This window comes from Cellulomonas rhizosphaerae (assembly GCF_003470205.1).
GTDB lineage: Bacteria > Actinomycetota > Actinomycetes > Actinomycetales > Cellulomonadaceae > Cellulomonas > Cellulomonas rhizosphaerae.
This window is the reverse complement of record NZ_QWKP01000167.1, coordinates 1-18,950: the sequence shown is the minus strand read 5'-3', so window position 1 is coordinate 18,950 and position 18,950 is coordinate 1. Positions and strand designations below refer to the sequence as shown.

18 protein-coding genes are annotated in these 18,950 nt (G+C 73.8%); 9 read left to right on the top strand and 9 right to left on the bottom strand.

Annotation, left to right across the window (positions count from 1 at the left end):
- Nucleotides 1-255 precede the first annotated feature (255 nt).
- Nucleotides 256-3,198: an FAD-binding and (Fe-S)-binding domain-containing protein gene (locus D1825_RS06890; protein ID WP_118766702.1), complete on the top strand. Its 2,943-nt coding sequence runs from the start codon at nt 256-258 to the stop codon at nt 3,196-3,198.
- Nucleotides 3,199-3,539: 341 nt separating this feature from the next.
- On the opposite strand, the gene D1825_RS06885 is transcribed toward D1825_RS06890, so the two are convergent.
- The 3 genes from D1825_RS06885 to D1825_RS06875 are packed head-to-tail and all read right to left on the bottom strand — an operon-like array spanning nt 3,540 to nt 4,700.
- On the bottom strand, nt 3,540-3,749 hold the full coding sequence (locus D1825_RS06885; protein ID WP_118766701.1) for a helix-hairpin-helix domain-containing protein: 210 nt from the start codon (nt 3,747-3,749) through the stop codon (nt 3,540-3,542).
- On the bottom strand, nt 3,749-4,201 hold the full coding sequence (locus D1825_RS06880; RefSeq protein ID WP_199721525.1) for a pyridoxamine 5'-phosphate oxidase family protein: 453 nt from the start codon (nt 4,199-4,201) through the stop codon (nt 3,749-3,751). The genes D1825_RS06885 and D1825_RS06880 overlap by 1 nt, the downstream gene beginning before the upstream one ends.
- A gap of 31 nt (nt 4,202-4,232) precedes the next feature.
- Entirely contained in the window at nt 4,233-4,700 is a 468-nt protein-coding gene (locus tag D1825_RS06875; protein ID WP_118766700.1) for a DUF6174 domain-containing protein, read from the bottom strand.
- Between the two features lie 82 nt (nt 4,701-4,782).
- On the opposite strand from D1825_RS06875, the gene D1825_RS06870 reads away from it, so the two are divergent.
- The 4 genes from D1825_RS06870 (at nt 4,783) to D1825_RS06855 (ending at nt 8,179) form a co-directional block, all read left to right on the top strand.
- Nucleotides 4,783-5,079, top strand: coding sequence for an MTH1187 family thiamine-binding protein (locus D1825_RS06870; RefSeq protein WP_118766699.1), 297 nt, complete (start codon nt 4,783-4,785; stop codon nt 5,077-5,079).
- Between the two features lie 151 nt (nt 5,080-5,230).
- Entirely contained in the window at nt 5,231-6,613 is a 1,383-nt protein-coding gene (locus D1825_RS06865) for a restriction system modified-DNA reader domain-containing protein (RefSeq protein WP_118766698.1), read from the top strand.
- 37 nt (nt 6,614-6,650) lie between these two features.
- Nucleotides 6,651-7,694 carry an NAD(P)-dependent alcohol dehydrogenase gene (locus D1825_RS06860; protein WP_118766697.1) on the top strand — a complete coding sequence of 348 codons (1,044 nt, stop codon included), beginning with the start codon at nt 6,651-6,653 and terminating at the stop codon, nt 7,692-7,694.
- Nucleotides 7,695-7,699: 5 nt separating this feature from the next.
- The gene (locus D1825_RS06855) at nt 7,700-8,179 is read left to right on the top strand and encodes an NUDIX domain-containing protein (protein WP_199721524.1); all 480 of its coding nucleotides are present in this window, start codon (nt 7,700-7,702) and stop codon (nt 8,177-8,179) included.
- A gap of 211 nt (nt 8,180-8,390) precedes the next feature.
- On the opposite strand, the gene D1825_RS06850 is transcribed toward D1825_RS06855, so the two are convergent.
- The 3 genes from D1825_RS06850 to D1825_RS06840 form a co-directional block, all read right to left on the bottom strand.
- Nucleotides 8,391-9,113: a PadR family transcriptional regulator gene (locus tag D1825_RS06850; RefSeq protein ID WP_118766696.1), complete on the bottom strand. Its 723-nt coding sequence runs from the start codon at nt 9,111-9,113 to the stop codon at nt 8,391-8,393.
- 140 nt (nt 9,114-9,253) lie between these two features.
- Nucleotides 9,254-10,222 (bottom strand): alpha/beta hydrolase, encoded by a 969-nt coding sequence (locus tag D1825_RS06845; protein WP_118766695.1) that lies wholly within the window; start codon nt 10,220-10,222, stop codon nt 9,254-9,256.
- Between the two features lie 16 nt (nt 10,223-10,238).
- Nucleotides 10,239-11,180 (bottom strand): zinc-binding dehydrogenase, encoded by a 942-nt coding sequence (locus D1825_RS06840; protein ID WP_118766694.1) that lies wholly within the window; start codon nt 11,178-11,180, stop codon nt 10,239-10,241.
- A gap of 62 nt (nt 11,181-11,242) precedes the next feature.
- Between D1825_RS06840 and D1825_RS06835 the strand changes: the two genes are divergently transcribed.
- Nucleotides 11,243-11,932 carry a DUF5995 family protein gene (locus tag D1825_RS06835; RefSeq protein ID WP_118766693.1) on the top strand — a complete coding sequence of 230 codons (690 nt, stop codon included), beginning with the start codon at nt 11,243-11,245 and terminating at the stop codon, nt 11,930-11,932.
- On the opposite strand, the gene D1825_RS06830 is transcribed toward D1825_RS06835, so the two are convergent.
- The 3 genes from D1825_RS06830 to D1825_RS06820 all read right to left on the bottom strand — a co-directional run bounded on the left by D1825_RS06830 (nt 11,929) and on the right by D1825_RS06820 (nt 15,320).
- A complete protein-coding gene (locus D1825_RS06830) occupies nt 11,929-12,660 on the bottom strand; it encodes a maleylpyruvate isomerase N-terminal domain-containing protein (RefSeq protein ID WP_118766692.1) in 732 nt (243 codons plus the stop codon). The two genes, D1825_RS06835 and D1825_RS06830, sit on opposite strands and share 4 nt — an antisense overlap.
- Before the next feature lie 38 nt (nt 12,661-12,698).
- Nucleotides 12,699-13,925: a homoserine O-acetyltransferase MetX gene (gene metX / locus D1825_RS06825; protein ID WP_118766691.1), complete on the bottom strand. Its 1,227-nt coding sequence runs from the start codon at nt 13,923-13,925 to the stop codon at nt 12,699-12,701.
- Between the two features lie 75 nt (nt 13,926-14,000).
- A complete protein-coding gene (locus D1825_RS06820; protein WP_118766690.1) occupies nt 14,001-15,320 on the bottom strand; it encodes a bifunctional o-acetylhomoserine/o-acetylserine sulfhydrylase in 1,320 nt (439 codons plus the stop codon).
- Between the two features lie 384 nt (nt 15,321-15,704).
- On the opposite strand from D1825_RS06820, the gene D1825_RS06815 reads away from it, so the two are divergent.
- The 3 genes from D1825_RS06815 to D1825_RS06805 form a co-directional block, all read left to right on the top strand.
- Entirely contained in the window at nt 15,705-17,255 is a 1,551-nt protein-coding gene (locus D1825_RS06815) for an Ig-like domain repeat protein (RefSeq protein ID WP_118766689.1), read from the top strand.
- A 175-nt stretch (nt 17,256-17,430) separates the two neighbouring features.
- Nucleotides 17,431-17,805, top strand: a complete 375-nt coding sequence (locus tag D1825_RS06810; protein WP_118766688.1) for a hypothetical protein — start codon at nt 17,431-17,433, stop codon at nt 17,803-17,805.
- 192 nt (nt 17,806-17,997) lie between these two features.
- Nucleotides 17,998-18,950 (top strand): coiled-coil domain-containing protein (locus D1825_RS06805; RefSeq protein WP_407643309.1); only part of this gene is annotated, 953 nt, incomplete at its 3' end.

Below are 18,950 nucleotides of genomic sequence, written 5' to 3'. Positions count from 1 at the left end.
ATCGCCGGCACCGCCGCCACCTGGTACCAGGACCCGACGTACTTCGCGACGTCGACGGACGCGACCGGCTGCGGGGGAGCCTTCGCGGCGTTGGCGGGCGCAGCGAGCGAGACGCCGAGCACGGCGACGGCGGCGATGGCAGCGGCTCTGGCGAACAGACGACGGGTCACGAGGACCTCCGTGGGTCAGGGGCGAGCACCGGGTGTGCGCCCTCACGTCGTCTTCCGCTCCGGACGCCGCCGCGGATGCACCGGGATGCGGTGCGAAGATGCGCACGTGGCTGCCGTGACCGACGACCTGCGAACCCGGACCGACGTCGTGGCCGCGCTGCGCTCGTCCGTGCGCGGTGTGGTCGACGACTCGACCCGGCGGCGCGCGGAGTACTCGACCGACGCGTCGAACTACCGCGTGGTCCCGCAGGTGGTCGTGTTCCCGCGGGACCCCGACGACGTGCAGGCCGCGCTGGCCGTGGCGCGGGACGCCGGCGTGCCGATCACCTCGCGCGGCGGCGGCACGTCCGTCGCTGGCAACGCGGTGGGGACGGGCGTCGTGCTCGACTTCTCGCGGCACGTGAACCGGATCCTCGCGATCGACCCCGAGGCCGCGACCGCGCGGATCGAGCCCGGCGTCGTGATGGCCTCGCTGCAGAAGGCGGCTGCCCCGCACGGGCTGCGGTTCGGGCCCGACCCGTCGACCCAGGCGCGCGCGACCCTCGGCGGGATGATCGGCAACAACGCGTGCGGCCCCCGCGCGGTGGCCTACGGGCGCACCGCGGACAACGTGCTCGCGCTCGACGTCGTCGACGGCACAGGCCGCCGCTTCACCGCGGGCGCCGGCTCGCTCGACCCCGTGCCCGGTCTGGCGGAGCTGGTCCGCGGCAACCTCGACGTCATCCGTACCGAGCTCGGCCGGTTCGGCCGGCAGGTGTCCGGCTACTCGCTCGAGCACCTGCTTCCCGAGCGCGGCGCCGACCTCGCCAAGGCGCTGGTCGGGACCGAGGGGACGGTCGGCACGCTCCTCGAGGCCACCGTGCGGCTCGTCCCGGTGGCGGCCGCGCCCGTGCTCGTCGTGCTCGGCTACCCGGACATGCCGTCGGCCGCAGACGCAGTGCCCGCGCTGCTCGCGCACGCGCCGCTGGCCATCGAGGGGATGGACTCGCGGCTCGTCGACGTGGTGCGCCGCGTGCGCGGGGCGTCCGCGGTGCCGGACCTGCCGCCGGGTGCCGGCTGGCTCATGGTCGAGGTGGGGGGCGCTTCCCTCGAGGTCGCCATGGACGCCGCGCGCGCGTTGGCCGCTGACGCCGGGACGACCGCCGTCGCCGTCTTTCCCCCCGGCCCCTCCGCGACCGCCATGTGGCGCATCCGCGAGGACGGCGCGGGGCTCGGCGGCCGGACCCCGTCGGGCGCCCAGGCGTGGCCTGGCTTCGAGGACTCGGCGGTGCCGCCCGAGCGGCTCGGCGCGTACCTGCGCGAGCTCGAGGCGCTCATGGCCTCCCACCAGGTCGACGGCCTGGCCTACGGGCACTTCGGCGACGGGTGCGTGCACCTGCGCCTGGACATCCCGCTCGAGCGCTCGGGCGACCCGCTGCGCGCGTTCATGACGGACGCCGCGCACCTCGTCGCCTCGCACGGCGGCTCGATGTCCGGCGAGCACGGCGACGGGCGCGCCCGCTCCGAGCTGCTGCCGGTCATGTACTCCGAGCGCGCGATCTCGCTGTTCGGCCAGTTCAAGGCGCTGCTCGACCCGCGGGACCTGCTCAACCCCGGGATCCTGGTCCGCCCGGCCGCGCTGGACGCCGACCTCCGCCGCCCCGCGGCGCGCCCGCTCCTGGCGACGACCGGCTTCTCCTTCGCGCACGACGCGGGCGACCTGACCACCGCGGTGCACCGTTGCGTCGGCGTGGGCAAGTGCCGCGCGGACAACACGGCCGCGGGCGGGTTCATGTGCCCGTCGTACCTGGCGACGAAGGACGAGAAGGACTCGACCCGCGGGCGTGCCCGCGTGCTGCAGGAGATGGCCAACGGGTCGCTCGTCTCGCGCGGGTGGTCCTCGCCCGAGGTGCACGACGCGCTCGACCTGTGCCTGTCCTGCAAGGCGTGCTCGTCGGACTGCCCGGCCGGCGTGGACATGGCGCAGTACAAGTCCGAGGTGCTGCACCAGACCTACCGCCGCCGCCTGCGGCCCAGGACGCACTACGCGCTGGGCTGGCTGCCGCGGTGGGCGCGCCTGGTGACCTCGTCGCGCGCGCTCGCGACGATCGCCAACGCGGTGCTGAGCGTCCGCCCGATCGCGAAGGCCGTGCTGGCCGGCGGCGGGATGGACACGCGCCGAGAGATGGTGACCTTCGCGCCCGAGCCGTTCCGCGCGTGGGTGCGTCGGTCCGGCGCGGACCAGGTGACCGTGACCGGCCGAGCCGCCGACCACGCCTCCGCCCCGCGGACCGGCGACGTCGCGCCCGAGGTCCCCCGGCCCCCCGTGCTGCTGTGGACGGACTCGTTCTCCGACGCGCTCTCGCCGTCGGTCGCCCGCGCGGCGGTCACCGTGCTGCGCGACGCCGGCTACGAGGTGCTCGTCCCCGACCACCAGGTCTGCTGCGGCCTGACCTGGATCAGCACAGGTCAGCTCGACGGCGCCCGCGCGCAGCTCACGCACCTGCTCGAGGTGCTCGGGCCGTTCGCGGTCAACGGCATCCCGATCGTCGGCCTCGAGCCGTCCTGCACCGCGGTGCTGCGCTCGGACCTCCTCGACCTGCTGCCCGACGACCCGCGTGCCGCGGCCGTCGCACGCGAGACCCGCACGCTCGCCGAGCTGCTCACCGCGCCCGCACCCATCGGCCCCGGCGACCGGTGGCAGGTGCCGGACCTGTCCGACGTGACCGCCGTGGTCCAGCCGCACTGCCACCACTACTCGGTGATGACCTGGAACGCCGACCGCGCGCTGCTCACCGACGCGGGCGCGAGCTTCTCCGCGCTCGCGGGCTGCTGCGGGTTGGCCGGCAACTTCGGCATGGAGAAGGGTCACTACGACGTGTCGGTCGCCGTGGCCGAGAACTCGCTGCTCCCGGCCCTGCGCGCCGCCGAGCCGGGGGACCTCTACCTGGCCGACGGGTTCTCGTGCCGGACGCAGGGCGAGCAGCTCGCAGGCGCCGAGGGCATCCACCTCGCAGAGCTGCTGGCCAGCCGGATCACCGCGGACTGACGGACTTCGGCCCTCGCGCACCTCCTCCATCCCACGTGATCGAGTCCTACGCTGGGCGGGTCTGTCGTTGAGCGATGGGCGCACCGAAGTGCCCGGGTGCATCGACGCGTCGCCGGCGGGAGGAGCGTCGTGGCCAAGTACCTTCCAGCGCTGGCCGGTGCGGCTGGTGCTGCGGTCGGCGGAATCGGCGGTGTGATCGTCGTCATCCTCCTTCGGGTCGAGAAGGTCTCGCGGCCCTGGCGCTGATGGGCGGCCTGAGCCTCGTCGTCGGCATCGCAGCGGGGCGAATGATGAAGCGTCGCGTCGAGCCGTAGTTCACTCGAGCGCTGACCGCCGACCCGTCAGTACTGCGGGTCGGCGAAGCGCAGGCCGCGCGCCTCGAGCTCGGCCTCGAGGACACGGATGCCCTTCGGCCCGACGCCGTGCAGCGCGAGCAGCTCGGCCCTCGTGCGGCCGGTCAGCTGGTCGAAGCGGGTCACGCCCTGCGCCGCGAGCGCGCGCGTCGCGGGCTTGCCCAGCGCGCGCGGGAACTCGGTGGGCTCGTCGGCCATCAGGTCCTCGAGATCCGCTGCACCGCGCGGCCGGGGCGCCACCACTCGACGACGAGCTCGTCGTTCGCCATCGACGTGACGACCACCTCGGTCAGGTCGAGCGCGAAGTACGAGCCCGGCAGGCCGCCCTCGGGCTGGTCGATCGGGACCAGCCGGCCCGCGACCTTCGCCTCGCCCGCCCAGGTGTTCCACTCCTTGGGCGGCTCGAGCGTGGGGGAGTGGATCGCGACGCGGGGGTCGCGCAGCACGTCGGCGAGCTTGCGCGAGTGCGGCATCATCCCGAGCGTCAGGTCCTCGGCGATGACGAGCTCGGTCCCGCTGATGCGTGGCGAGCCGTCGGCCCGCAGGCTCGCGAGCGTCTTGTTGGTCCCCGAGTTGAACAGCGTCGCGGCCTTCGCGGCCAGCTCCGGTGCCTCGCGGACGACGTCGGCCCATCGGATGCGCTCGCTCATGACCCTGTTCTACCGGCTGCCTCCGACACCGTCACTCGAGCGGCTCGTAGTCGCTGATGCTGTAGCACTCCTCGTCGTCCAGCGCGGTGGGCTCGGGGTCGAAGGCGATCTCCCGGGGGATGCCCGTTGCGGAGTCGAGGTGGAACTCGGTCAGGTCGTCGCGGTCCGTGGTCTGCGCGCGGGTCACGAGCTCGCCGATCGTCGGGAGATCGTTCGGGCCGAGGGTGGGGGAGCCCGGCGAGTCGGCGACCTCGGTCGACTCGAGCGGTTCGACCGAGGCCACCGCACCGTGGTCGACGACGACCGCGTACCGCCCGACCAGCGCGCGCTCACCGCAGCGGGAGTCGAGCGTGAACCGGTAGGACGCGGTGTCCCAGTCCGGCCCCCCGGTCGTCGTCGGGAAGACCGCCGGCTCGGGCGGGCTCGTGGACGTCCCGGCCGACGAGCAGCCGGTGAGCAGGACGATGCCGACGCTGAGTACCCGCAGGATCTTCGCCATGTCAGGTAGACGCGCGGCGGCCCGTCCAGGTTGACACCCGATCGGGTGGACATGGGCGCCCGCGACCGGACAGGGTGGAGGCATGCTGGTCGCCTTCTCCGTCGCCCCGCTCGGTGCGGGTGAGTCCGTCACCGAGGCCGTCGTCGACGCCGTGCGCGTCGTCCGCGAGTCGGGCCTGCCGCACCGCACCGACTCCATGTTCACCACGATCGAGGGTGAGTGGGACGAGGTGATGGACGTGGTCAAGCGCGCGACCGAGGCCGTCGGCCGGCACGGGAACCGCGTGAGCCTCGTGCTCAAGGCGGACATCCGGCCTGGCTACACCGGCCAGCTGGACGCCAAGGTGGCGCGCGTCGAGGCCGGTCTCGCCGGGGCCTGATCGACGGTGTGACGGATCTCGTCGCGACCGGTACCCGTCCGGCGGCTGACTCCGGTGGCGGGCTGTGCCAGAGTGTGCTCGCCGGGCTCGGGACGACGAGCCGACGGGCGGTAGACGTGCGCGATCACCCGCGCAGGAAGGCCAGGACTGCATGCCGATCTTCGAGCTCGACGAGGGCCGTCCGCGCCTCGTCCAGCCGATGCAGCCGCTGGCCGGATCGTTCGCGCAGGAGTGTGACTCGCTCCTGACGCACCACCTCACGGCCATCGCAGGGGAGCCGCTGTTCCCCGTCCGCTCGCGCACGGGAGCCCCCGAGCACGCGTCGCTGCCGGCGCTCCTCGCGCTCGACGCGACGGGCCGCCCGGTGATCGTCGAGATCGTCCAGGTGGTCGACGACGACGCCGTGGTGAGCGCGCTGCGGCACGCCGGCGCGGCCGCCCGGATGACCACCACGGACCTCACGCGGGCCTACCACGCGGACCCCAGCCGGTTCGGCGTGGAGTTCGCCGCCTTCCGCGAGCAGGTCGCGTTCGGCGCGCAGACCAGCCGCCGCGAGGGCGTGCGGCTCATCCTGCTGTGCTCCGAGGTGGCGGCCGAGGCGTCGGACACGCTCGGCTTCCTGCGCGGCCCCGGCCGGCACGTCGACATCCTGCAGGTCGGCGTGGTGCGCGGCGGCGACGACCGCCGGCTCATCGACGTCTCCCCGCTCGCGCAGCACGAGGGCAGCCGCCGCGCCGTCGAGCCGACCGCGCTCCGCCTGGTCCGGGCGAGCGAGTCCACGTTCGCGTCCGCAATGGCGTACGAGCCCGAGCGGCGCGCGCTGCCTCCCAACCCGAGCCGCCCGTGGGCCGACCACGCGTCGTCGGGCGAGCTGCGGGCCGTGCCGTCCGCGCCACCGATGCCCCGGCCTGCCCCGGCCTCGGCGCTGCCTCTGGCCCCGACGACGCCGCGGACGACGAGTACGCAGCCGACCGCTGTCGTCCCGGAACCCGCTGCTCCCGCCGCCACCGGGTCCTCGGTGTCGACGAGCTACGTGCCGACGAGCCTCCCGCCGACCACCTCGGGCCCGACCACGTCCGTGGCGTCCGGGGCGACGAGCCCGAGCATCGCAGCGCCGACGAACTCCGCGCCCACCGCTACGGCGTCCACGAACCCGCCCCCCGCGCCGCCGACGCCCCCGACGCACGAGCTCGTCGAGCCCGCGCCGGTCAACCGCGCCCCGAAGCAGGCCCTCCCGCCGCACTCGCCCGCGGGCCTCGTCGACGTCCCGCACCCGCAGCTGGCCACGCTAGCCAAGCAGCGTCGGGCGATGACGACGCTCGTCTGGTACCGCGAGCGCCGCAACCAGCGCGTCGTGGCGATGCTGCGCAACGACGGCCTGATCCAGCTCGCGGCGGGTCAGGTCTTCGCCGACCCGAGCCACGCGGCCTCGGCGGCGATCGGTGCGGACAGCGGCGTCGACGGCTGGCGCGCGTGGCGCATCGGCGACGGCGGCCCGACACTGGGTGAGGCGACGGGCTTCACCACCAGCTGAGCCCGGCGCCTTCCCGTCACCGTCCGGAGGTCTCGCTGTGCCCGTCGTCGTCCCTGCCCTGTCCGTCCCCACCGCCGGAGCGCCGTTCGAGCGCACGACGATCGAGCGCCGCGACGTGCGCGGGCACGACGTCCGCATCGACATCGCCTACGCCGGCATCTGCCACTCGGACATCCACCAGGCGCGCGCCGAGTGGGGGGCGGGGCTGTTCCCGATGGTCCCCGGCCACGAGATCGCGGGCGTCGTGAGCGAGGTCGGCTCGGCCGTGACGCGGTACGCGGTCGGCGACCGGGTGGGCGTGGGCTGCTTCGTCGACTCGTGCCGCGAGTGCGAGAACTGCCTGGCCGGCGAGGAGCAGTTCTGCCTGCGCGGCATGGTCGCCACCTACAACGGCAAGTTCTACGACGGCGAGCGCACGTACGGCGGGTACAGCACGCAGATCGTGGTCGACGAGGCCTACACGCTGCGCATCCCCGAGGGCCTGGAGCTCGACGTCGCCGCTCCGCTGCTGTGCGCCGGGATCACCACCTACTCCCCGCTGCGCCATCACGGCGTCGGCCCGGGGACGCGCGTGGCGATCGTCGGGATGGGCGGCCTGGGCCACATGGCGGTCCAGATCGCGCACGCGATGGGCGCCGACGTCACGGTGCTGAGCCAGTCGCTGTCCAAGCAGGAGGACGGGCTGCGTCTGGGGGCCGACCACTACTTCGCGACGAGCGAGAAGGCCACGTTCCGCGAGCTGCGCCGCTCGTTCGACCTGATCATCTCGACGGTCTCGGCCGACCTGGACCTCGACGCGTACCTCGGTCTGCTGCGGCTCGACGGTGCCTTCGTGTTCGTCGGGCTGCCCGAGAAGCCGCAGGACTTCCGCGTGTTCTCGCTCACCGGTGCGCGCCGCTCGCTCGCCGGCTCCAACATCGGGGGCATCGCCGAGACGCAGGAGATGCTCGACTTCTGCGCGGAGCACGGGATCGGCTCGGTCGTCGAGACCATCTCGGCCGACGAGGTGGGCGACGCCTACGAGCGCGTCGTGGCCAGCAAGGTGCGCTACCGGTTCGTCATCGACACCGCGACGATCTGACCGCCGTGCCCCGGACCAGCGCGGGCCTGCTCCTGTTCCGCTCCGGCAGCCCGGGTGCTGCCGAGGGGATCGAGGTGCTCGTCGGGCACATGGGCGGGCCGTTCTGGGCGCGCAAGACGACGGGCTCGTGGACGATCCCCAAGGGCGAGATCGAGCCCGACGAGGACCCGCACGCCGCGGCCCTGCGTGAGTTCGCCGAGGAGCTGGGCCTGCCTGCGCCCGAGCCGGTGGAACCCGACGTCGACCTCGGCGAGATCCGGCAGCGCAGCGGGAAGGTCGTGCGCTGCTGGGCCCGCCGGGGCACGCTCGACGTGACGACGATCGTGAGCAACCTGGCGGTCATCGAGTGGCCGCCGCGCTCGGGCCGCCAGCTGGAGGTCCCGGAGCTCGACCGCGCCACCTGGCTCACCCCCGCCGAGGCCACCCCCCTCCTGGTCACGGGCCAGCCCACGTTCCTCACCCGCCTGACAACCCACCTGACCTGACGACCCGCCCCCGGGGTCGAGCCGCCGACCAGGTGCTTGCGCACGCTCAACGGGCTGCACCCGTGCGCAACCACCTGATGGCCGCCCGGCCCGCCGTCGAGGGGTGGCTTGTGCGCGCTTCGCGGGTCGGAAGCGTGCCTAACGGACCGTTCGCGGGTGGGCATGGCAGCGGCGCCTCTCCCCGGGGGGAGGGGCGCCGCGGCGGTGGGGGCTAGGAGTCCGTGGTCGTCGCGGGCTCGCCCGCGAGGATCAGGTAGAGGTCGCGGCGCGCGCGGTCGAGGACCGCCAGAGCCGCAGCGGCCTGCTCGTCGGTCCCGGTGCGGCCGACCTGGCCCGCAGCGGCGCCGAGCGCCTCGAGCGCCTCGCGCAGCGGACGGCCCGGGTGGCCCGGACGGGTCTGCGCGTCCTCGAACGGCGAGCCGAGCTCGGCCGCGTTCTCGGTGACGTAGGCCGTGCCGGCCTCGGTGAGGGAGGCGAGCTTGCGGCCCGCGTCGGCGGTGATGACGACGAGGCCCTCGTCCTCCAGCAGGGACAGCGCCGGGTAGATGGCACCCGGCGAGGGGCGCCAACGACCGTCGGACCGCTGCGCGATCTCCTGGATCAGCTGGTAGCCGTGCATGGGCTGCTCGGCGAGCAGGATCAGGGCGGCGGCGCGGATGTCACCGCGTCCGGCTCGTCGGCCGGGACCGCGACCAGGGCCGCGGCCGCGACCACGGGGGCCGAAGGCGTTCTCGAGGTCCTCCTGGATGCCGTCGAACCCGCCGCGGGGGCCGCGCGGGCCTCCGAAGCCGGGGCCGAAGCCGAAGCCGAACCCGGGACCGGAGCCCTCGGGCCGCCAGCGGCGACCGTCCTGGCGGCCGGTGATCGGGTCGGTGACGTCGGGGCGGCGCGAACGGCGCTCGCCCGGGATGTGGGGGTAGTGGTCGTGCTTCATGGGGTGTCTCCTCGGAAGGTCGTATGGGGCGCTCGATTCGCGCCTCGCTACGGGGGTCCGGGATGCCCCGAGAAGCGGGGTCGTCAACCGGACGTCGCTAACGATATATCGTCGATACGTCTTTGACAACCCTCAAAGACTCAGCCCCAGCCGTACGCCGCCGTCCACCGGTCGATCTCGGCGTAGAACCGCTCGCGCGCCGGCCGCGCGGAGAGCGTGAGGTCGTGCAGGCCGCCGTCGATGCGCACCACGGTCACGTGCGACCCGAGCTGCACGGCACGACGCGCGAGCTGGTCGACCTCGAGCACGATGTCCGCGGCGCGCATCTCCTCGCTCCAGCGTGGGCTGATCAGCGACCGCGCGGAGGCGAGCATGAGGATCGGCACCTGGATGCTCAGCCCGCGGGCCACCTGCGCGTGCCCGGTCATCACCGCGCGCAGCCAGCCCGCCCGGACCGGGAACGACGGCGTCGGCCGCCAGGTCGTGTCGAACGTCCACTCGCCGCCGCCGTCCAGACTCAGCGTGCGGTTGTAGTAGCCGGGGTCGATGTTGGGCAGCGGCGTCTTGGGCCCGAACCGCGCGAGCTGCGCGACGGCCGGCCCGGACAGGTGCCGCAGCACCGAGGAGCCCTGCAGCTCGAGCCACGGGCTGTTGAGCACGAGCCCGTCGACCGTGCCGGGGAAGTGGTGCGCCCACAGCACCGCGACGAGCCCGCCCGTCGAGTGGCCGTTGAGCATGATCCGCCCGTAGGTGCCGACCTCGGCGCGGACGACGGCCAGCGCCGCACCGATGTCCTCGCGGTAGGCGGACAGGTCGTCGACGTACCCGGGCGTCTGGTGCGGGCGCAGGCTGCGGCCGTACTTGCGCAGATCGAGCGCGAAGAACGCCACGCCGCGCGCGTGCCAGTACTCGGCGAGACCCGTCTGGAAGAAGTAGTCCGACCAGCCGTGGATGTAGACGACGGCGCGCGAGGGCCGCACCGGCTCCGGCGCGGAGGGCACGTAGCGCACGAGGCTCGCGACGACGGCACCCTCGTCGTCCGGCCTGAGGTCGAGCGTCGCGACCTCGTAGCCGTCGCCCAGGACGTCCGGCTTCCACTCCAGCGGCAAGGGTTCCTCCGGGGTCCTAGGGGGTCACGACGATCTTGCCGAACTGCTCGCCCTCGGCAAGCTTGCCCAGGGCCGCGTGCGCGCTGGTCAGCGGGTACGTCGAGTCGACGAGCGGGCGGACGCCGGTGCGCGCGAGGAACGCGAGCAGGTGCACCAGGTCGTCGCGCGAGCCCATCGTGGCGCCCTTGATCGTGATCTCGGTGAAGAAGATCCGGGTCAGCTCGGCGGGGGAGGCGTCGCCGCTCGTCGCGCCGGCGACCACGATCGTGCCGCCGGGCTTCACCGACCGCACCGAGTGCGACCACGTCGCCTGCCCGACGCTCTCGAGCACGAGGTCCGCGCGCGGCACCCGGGCCCCCGGCTCGACGGCCGCCGCGGCGCCGAGGGACAGCGCGCGCTCGCGGCGCTCGGGCGAGCGTGACGTGACGACGACCTCGAGGCCTGCCGCAGCACCGAGCAGGATCGCCGCGGTGGCCAGCCCGCCGCCCGCGCCCTGCACGAGCACGCGGTGGCCGGGTGCTGCGCCGCCCGAGGTGAACAGCATCCGGTAGGCGGTCAGCCAGGCGGTCGGCAGGCACGCGGCCTCGACGAACGAGAGCTCGGCGGGCTTGTCGACGAGGTTCCACGTGGGCACCGCGACCTGCTCGGCGAGCGTGCCGTCGTACCGCTCGGACAGCAGCGAGCGCGGCTCGTCGGTCCCGGGGCCGCCGATCACGCCGTGCACGACGACCTCGCGCCCGTCGGCCGTGACGCCGGCGGCGTCGGTCCCGAGGATCATCGGCAGCTGCTCGGCGCGCAGGCCGACCCCGCGCAGCGACCACAGGTCGTGGTGGTTGAGGGCGGCGGCGCGGACGTCCACGACGCTCCAGCCGTCCCGCGGTTCGGGGTCGGGGCGCGAGCCCACCTCCAACCCCGAGACGGCGTCGTCGGCGAACCGGGCGGCGTAGGCAGCGATCACGGTTCCCAACCTAACCGGCCGAGCCCCTGGTCGCGGGCCTGCGCAGTCGGCATTGTGGGGCCATGGCGAAGGTCGTGGGGTCGGTGGCGGTCGGGCAGGTCGTCGCGTCGATGGATCAGGTGCGTGCCGGGTGGTCGCGCGACGACGGGCTCGGGGTGTTCCTCGACGTCTACCGGCGGGTCACTGCGCTCGTCGCGCTGCGGGTGACCGACGCGACGTTCGGCGACCCCGCCTTCGTGGAGGACCTCGACGTCCGGTTCGCGGGCCTGTTCCTCGAGGTCCCGCGCGACGTGGCCGCGCGCCGTCCGGTCAACCGCGCGTGGGCGCCGCTCGTCGAGCGCCGGGCGGTGCGGGGGATCCTGCCCGTGCAGTTCGCGCTCGCGGGGATGAACGCGCACATCAACCACGACCTCGCGCTCGCGGTCGTCTCGACGTGCGAGGCGCGCGGCGTGCACCCGACGAGCCCGGGCATCCACGCCGACTTCGAGCGCGTGAACGACGTGCTCGCGGAGGTGGTGCGGCCGATCCGGCGGTCGTTCCTCGATCAGCACGTGGTGCGCGCGGGCGCCCCGCTGTCGCCCGTCGCCGACCTCGTCTCGAACTTCTCGATCGACAAGGCGCGGGACGCCGCATGGGCGTCGGCGCTCACGCTGTGGGCCGTGCGGGACATGGGCTTCGTGGCCGACGCCGCGCGCGACGCGCTGGCCCGGACCGTGGGGCTCGTCGGGCGCCAGCTGCTGATCGCGGTCTAGAGGACTGGCAGCATCCGTCCGAGGTCCGGCACGCCCTCGGAGGTGTACCGGGCGTGCAGCGCGCGGGCGAGCTCGTCGACGTCGTACGGCGTCCGGCCCGCCGCCAGGCGCAGCCAGCGGCGCTCGTCGGCGACCTCGAGGTCCCACCCGCCGCGCGCGACGACGATCCCGAGCAGGGTGTCCGCGACGAGGGTGAGGGCGGCGGGCTCGATCGGGTCCGGGCCGGCGCCCGACCCGGCGACGCGGTGCACCGACCGCGCGAGGTCGTCGGCGTGCACCACGAGCTCGATCACCCGGGAGATGGTCATCGTCGACAGCTTGACCGGCCCGCGGCGGGCCTGGACGACGACGTCCGCCGGCCCGAGCGCGTCGAGCTGCCGGAACGCGTTCGCGGCCTGCTCGTCGACCCACCGCAGCGGGTCGTCGGAGATCTGCGTGGCCAGCTCGCGGGTCGTCTCGGCGATGTCCGCGGCGCGCGCGACGTACGTGCCGAGGTACTCGGCGAGCGTGAACGGGATCGTGTCGGCGGGCAGCGGGGTGCACACGGCGAGCGCGTCCATCGCCCGGCCCAGGTGCGCGACCAGCTCGGCGACGGTCCAGCCCTCGAGCACGGACGGCTCGGCGGCGACGTCCTCGTCGACCACCGCACCGACCCACGATCGCAGGCGGTCCCACTGGGCATGGAGGGCCGAGGAGGCCTCGGTGAGGGTCACGGTCACGGCACTCATCCTGCCCGTCGAGCGGCCGGAGCGCGGGGTGAAAGGCGTCAGCGCGTCCGCACGGAGTCCCGCAGGAACTCCGAGACGTGCCGTCCCACCTGGTCCTCCTCGATGAGGAAGCCGTCGTGGCCGTAGTCCGAGTGGACCGTGCGGACCGGTCCCGCGCCGGGCACGCCGGCGGCGATCCGCTCGGACTGTGCGGGCGGGAAGAGGCGGTCGGAGTCGACCGCGATGACCAGGCCGCGCGCGGTGATCGCCGAGAGCGCCGCGTCGACCCCGCCGCGGTCGCGGCCCAGGTCGTGCGTGATCATCGACCGCGTCAGCGTCACGTAGGTGTTGGCGTCGAAGCGCCGCGTGATCTTGTCGCCGTGGTGGTCCAGGTAGGACTGCACCGCGAACCGGCCGCCCTCGAGCGGGTCCTCGCCGCCCTGCGGGATGCGGCCGAACCGCTCGTCGAGCTCGTAGGCGCTGCGGTAGGTCTGGTGCGCGATCTGGCGCGCGAGGCCGAGGCCCGTGTGCGGCCCGTCGCCGTCCTCGGCGTCGTAGTAGTCCCCGCCGCGGAACCGGGGGTCGGCGGCGATCGCCGCGAGCTGCGTGTGGAAGCCCGCGATCTGGTCGCCCGAGGTCTGCGCGGCGGTCGCGATCGCGGCGAAGGCCTCGACCCGACGAGGCTCGGAGGCAGCCCACTCGAGCACGCGCAGCCCGCCCATCGACGCGCCGATGACCAGGGCCCAGGAGTCGATCCCGAGCAGGTCGGCGAGCCGCACCTCGGCGGCGACCTGGTCGCGGACCGTGAGCATCGGGAAGCGGCTGCCCCAGGGGCGGCCGTCGGGCGCGGGGGACGACGGGCCGGTCGAGCCCTGGCAGCCGCCGAGCACGTTGGGGGCGACGACGAACCACTCATCGGTGTCGATGGGGGCGGCGGGACCGACCATCGAGGCCCACCAGCCGGAGGTGGGGTGCGCCTCGTCGGCGTCGCCGATCACGTGCGAGTCGCCGGTCAGCGCGTGCAGGACCAGGACGGCGTTGGAGCCGTCCTCGTTGAGCGTCCCCCACGTCTCGTACGCGAGGCGCACGGCGGGCAGGCGGCCGCCCGACTCGAGCGCGAAGGGACCGAGGTCGGCGAACTGGCGGCGCCCGACGGCGTCGCCCGAGCGCCACGCCGACGACGCCGGCACCGGCGCGCGCGACGGCACCGGCACCCGGCTGGCGCGCGTGGTGGCGCGGGCGCGGGAGGGCGCGAAGGAGGGGAAGTCGTCGGACACGGCGACCAATCTACGTGGGGGACGTCGGCCGGCCGGGGGCCGACCGGTGGGCGGGACGGGGTGGCCCGTCCCGCCCGTGAGCGGTCAGGCGCCCTTGGCGGCGCGGAAGCCCGCGTCCAGGTCGGCCAGGATGTCGTCGATGTGCTCGATGCCGACCGAGAGGCGCACGAGTCCGGGCGTCACGCCGGACAGTGCCTGCTCCTCCGGCGTGAGCTGGCTGTGCGTCGTGGACGCGGGGTGGATGACGAGCGAGCGCACGTCGCCGATGTTGGCCACGTTGGAGTGCAGCTCGAGCGCGGAGACGAACGCCTGCCCCGCCTCGGTGCCGCCCTCGAGCTCGAACGCGAGGACCGCGCCGCCGCCACGCGGCGCGTACTTGAGCTGGTTGGCGTGCCAGGGCGAGGACTCGAGGCCGGCGTAGTGCACGGCCAGCACGTCGTCGCGCGCCTCGAGCCAGGCCGCGACCTTGCCCGCGTTCTCGACGTGCCGCTCGACGCGCAGCGACAGCGTCTCGATGCCCTGCGCGATGAGGAAGGCGTTGAACGGCGACAGCGACGAGCCCAGGTCGCGCAGCAGCTGCACGCGGGCCTTGAGGATGAACGACAGGTTGATGCCGAAGAGCCCGCCGACGCCCAGGTCCCGTGCGAACACGAGCCCGTTGTAGGACGGGTCCGGGGTGTTGTAGTTGGGGAACCGCTCGGGGTGCTGCGCGTAGTCGAACGAGCCGCCGTCGACGATCACGCCACCGATCGCCGAGCCGTGCCCGCCCAGGTACTTGGTGGCCGAGTGCACGACGACGTCCGCGCCCCACTGCAGCGGGTTGATCAGGTACGGGGTCGCCACGGTGCTGTCGACAATCAGCGGCACGCCGTACTCGTGCGCGACGCCCGCGACGAGCTCGATGTCGAGGACGTCGGCCTTCGGGTTCGGGATGGTCTCCGCGAAGAACAGCTTGGTGTTCGGCTGGATCGCGTCCTTCCACGCCTGTGCGTCGTGCGGGTCGGTGACGAACGTCGTGGTGATGCCGAGCTTGGGCAGCGTGTAGTGCAGCAGGTTGTAGGTGCCGCCGTAGAGCGAGGGGCTCGCGACGATGTGGTCGCCCGCCTCGGCGATGTTGAGGATGGCGAGCGTCTCGGCAGCCTGGCCGGACGAGACGAGCAGCGCGCCCACGCCGCCCTCGAGCGAGGCGATGCGGTTCTCGACGACCTCCTGGGTGGGGTTGCCGATGCGCGTGTAGATGGGGCCGAGGTCCTTGAGGGCGAACCGGTCGGCGGCGACCTGCGCGTCGGGGAAGACGAACGACGTCGTCTGGTAGATCGGCAGGGCGCGCGCGCCGGTGGCCGGGTCGGGCTCCTGGCCGGCGTGGATCTGGCGGGTCTCGAAGTTCCAGTTCTCGTTGCTCACGGGGTGCTCCTTGGCGGGCCGTCGGGGGTGGGGTCGTCGGTGGGGATCGTCGGGTGGGGTCGTCACCGCGGGAGCGCGCGCAGCTGCTCGTCCCGTGGGGGATCGGAGGGGCGCACGTGTCGAGCAGGGGCTCGTGGCGGGGCGTCGGCGTCAGTCCGTTCTCACGGCGACGACCTGCCCGCGGGCACAGCCGAGGTGCGCTTGGTCAGCGACACATTCGGCAGGTCATGGGCCGAGAGTAGGACGGCCGTCCCTGTGGGTGGAACGGGCGTCCCGAGATGTGGGATGCGCGCCTGGGGCTGAGGCGTATCTGGCGGGCGGCTCGTCGACCCCTTGTGGCCATGACCGCGGCGCATCGTCGCGCCGCTCGACGAGGGGACCGCCATGCAGACCATCAGGACAGGCTCGGCAGTGCGGCGCGCGAGCGTCGCCCTGCTCGCAGCCGCAGCACTCACGTTCACCGCTCTCGTACCGGCTCAGGCCATCCCGGAGGGCACCCGAGCCTCGAGCGGCGGCGACGTCGTCGGCTGGGGGCTCAACAGCGGCGGCAGCACCGTCGCGCCCGCGCTCCCGGACGGGGTTGCGTACCGCGCGATCAGCGCCGGGAACTCCGCGAGCCTCGCGCTCCGCAGCGACGGCCAGGTCGTCAGCTTCGGGACGTCGGCACCGGTCACGCCTCCGCTGGCGGGCACGCAGAAGTACGTCGCGGTCGCGGCGGGCTACAACCACTACCTCTACCTGCGCTCCGACGGCCAGATCGCCAGCGCCGGCGACAACAGCCAGGGGCAGCGCTCGTTCCCCGCTCTTCCGGCGGGCGTGCGCTACACCGCGATCGCGGCGAACTACTACTACAGCCTGGCACTGCGGTCCGACGGCAAGATCAACGCCGTCGGCTACAACGGCTATGGCACGACCACTGTCCCGACGCTCCCGGCGGGCCTGCGCTACACCGCGATCGCGGCCGGCTACATCCACGCGGTCGCCCTGCGCAGCGACGGTCGCGTCATCGCGTGGGGCACCGACACCGCCGGCGAGACGGTCGCGCCGGCGCTCCCGGCAGGCGTCCGCTACACGGCCATCTCCGCGGGGTACCTGTACACGCTCGCGACCCGCTCGGACGGGAAGGCCGTCGGCTTCGGCTACAACTCCTCCGGTCAGGCCACGCCTCCGAACCCGCCGAGCGGGTCGAAGTTCGTCGAGGTCGCCGCGTCGTACTACACCGGTGCCGCGCTGACCAACAAGGGTCGGATCGTCACGTGGGGCGACTCGTCGAACGGCGCGCTCGACAGTCCCGAGTCCGCACCGGGCACGACGTACGCCACGATCGCGGCCGGCGGGTCCTCCTTCCTCGCCCTCTCCGTCCGCACGACGAAGACCACCGCGACCCCGCCCAGCGTGTGGCGCTACGGCTCCACCGCGAAGCTGTCCGCCAAGGTCACGGCCGTCGGCGTCACGCCGACCGGCAAGGTCACGGTGAGCAAGGGCTCGACCGTGGTCGGCACGGCCGTACTCTCGTCGGGCAAGGCAACCGTCACCCTCAAGGCCAAGGCGCTCAAGCCCGGGACCCACGCGCTCAAGGTCGCCTACTCCGGTGCGACTGCCCTGGCCACCTCGTCGGTCACCGTGAACGTCAAGGTCGTCAAGGCGACCGCGACCGCCAAGGCCGCACTGGCCGCCTCGACGGTCAAGGCCTCCGCGCACGCCAAGGTCAAGGTGTCCGTCACCGCCCCGGGCGTCACGCCCACCGGCAAGGTGCGGGTCTACGACGGGAAGAAGGCCCTCGTCACGGTGACGCTCAAGGCCGGCCACCACGGCAAGATCACGGCCACGCTGCCCAAGCTCGGCAAGGGCAAGCACGCCATCAAGGTCGTCTACCTGGGCTCGTCGCTCGTGGCGAAGGACGCCGCGCCGACGAAGACCCTGACGGTCAAGTAGTCGGCACGGCCAGGGGCGGGGCGACGAGATCGCCCCGCCCCTGGCGTGTTCGTCGGCCGATCGTCGCCTCACGTTCGTCCACCCGTCGCCCGGTCGATGCCTGTGCACCGGCTGAGCAGGGTGGACTTCGTCGTCGGAGCCGCGCACGGCGGCCGTGACGAGGGGGTCCCACGCGGTGCCGGCAACGTTCCAGCTCTACCGGTTCTCGGACGACGACCTCTTCTGGTGGCGCCTCGTGAGCCCGAACGGGCGCGGCGTCGCGCGCATGCCGCACGGCCTGGCCGACCTCGAGGAGGCGCGCGCCGCGGTCGCGGACCTCGTCGGGCGGCTCGGAGACCTCAACGCGGTGCTCCGGCTGACCGATACCTACCGATGGCACTGGGTGCTGCAGGCGGACGGCGTGGCCGTCGCCGAGGGGATCGGCGACCAGGACCGCCGCGTGCGCTGCGAGTACGCGTGCCGGACGTTCGAGGTCCTCGCCTCGACCGCCCGGATCGACCCGTCGCTCGTGACCTTCCGCCGGGTGGGGGCGCCGTCCCGCCCCCGCTGAGGCCCGCTGGCAACGCGGCGAACGGGTGATCCAGTCCGCGCGGTGTCCGGTTTGACCCCGTTCGCCCGTGTGTGACGGATGTGACTCGTGTGACTGGTGTTCACTTCTGGGACTCGCGCCGGTAGCGTCCCTCGGGGCGGTCGCGACTGCGAGCCGCCGGACGCATGCAGGCCTCGACGCTGGGAGAACCGGGTGACGCACGGCAACCGTTCGCGCCGACGCCCGTTCGCGGGCGGTCTCGTGACGGCGATCGCGCTCGGCGCGATGCTCGTCGGGGGCGCGCCGCTGGCCAGTGCCGACCCGACGCCGCCGTCGGACCAGGACGTCCGGGACGCGCGCGCCGCGGTGCAGGACGCGTCGCAGTCGGTCGCCCAGATGGAGGTCCGGCTCGCCGAGCTCAGCGTCACGAGCGACGCCGCCGAGCTGCGCGTGCAGCAGGCCGGCGAGGCCTACACGCAGGCGCTCGTCGATGCCCAGGACGCGCAGGGCTCGGCCGACGAGGCCGCGGACGCCGCGCAGAAGGCGGCCGACGACGCGGAGCAGGCCCGCCGCACGCTCGTGGCGATCGCCCGGGAGATGGCCCGCTCCGGCGGCTCCGTCGACATGATCGAGTCGCTGCTGTCCGCCGACGGCTTCCAGGACGTCGCGCAGCGCACGAGCGCGCTCGACCGGGTCAGCGGCAAGGCCGACGAGGCCGTCCAGGAGTTCCGGGCCGCGACGCTCGTCGCCGGCACGCTGCAGGAGCACGCGGCCGCCTCGGCGAAGACCGCGACGCAGAAGTCGAAGGACGCCGCCGCGTCGCTGAGGTCCGCGGAGAAGACGCAGAAGGACGCCGACGACGCCGTCGCCGCCGCCGGTGCCGAGCGGGACGCGCTCATCAGCAACCTCGCCGCCGCCCGCAGCACGAGCGTCGCGGTCGAGCGTGCGCGCCAGGACCAGCTCGACGCCGAGCGTCGCCAGCGCGCGGACGACGAGGCGCGCGAGGCGCACGAGGACACGTCGAGCAACGGCGGCGGCGGCAACGGCGGCAACGGCACGACCGACGACCCGCCGACCACGACGGACCCGGGCACGACTGATCCCGGCAAGTCCGACGACCCGCCGGCCACGGACCCCGACCCCGAGCCCACGGACGAGCCGACCGC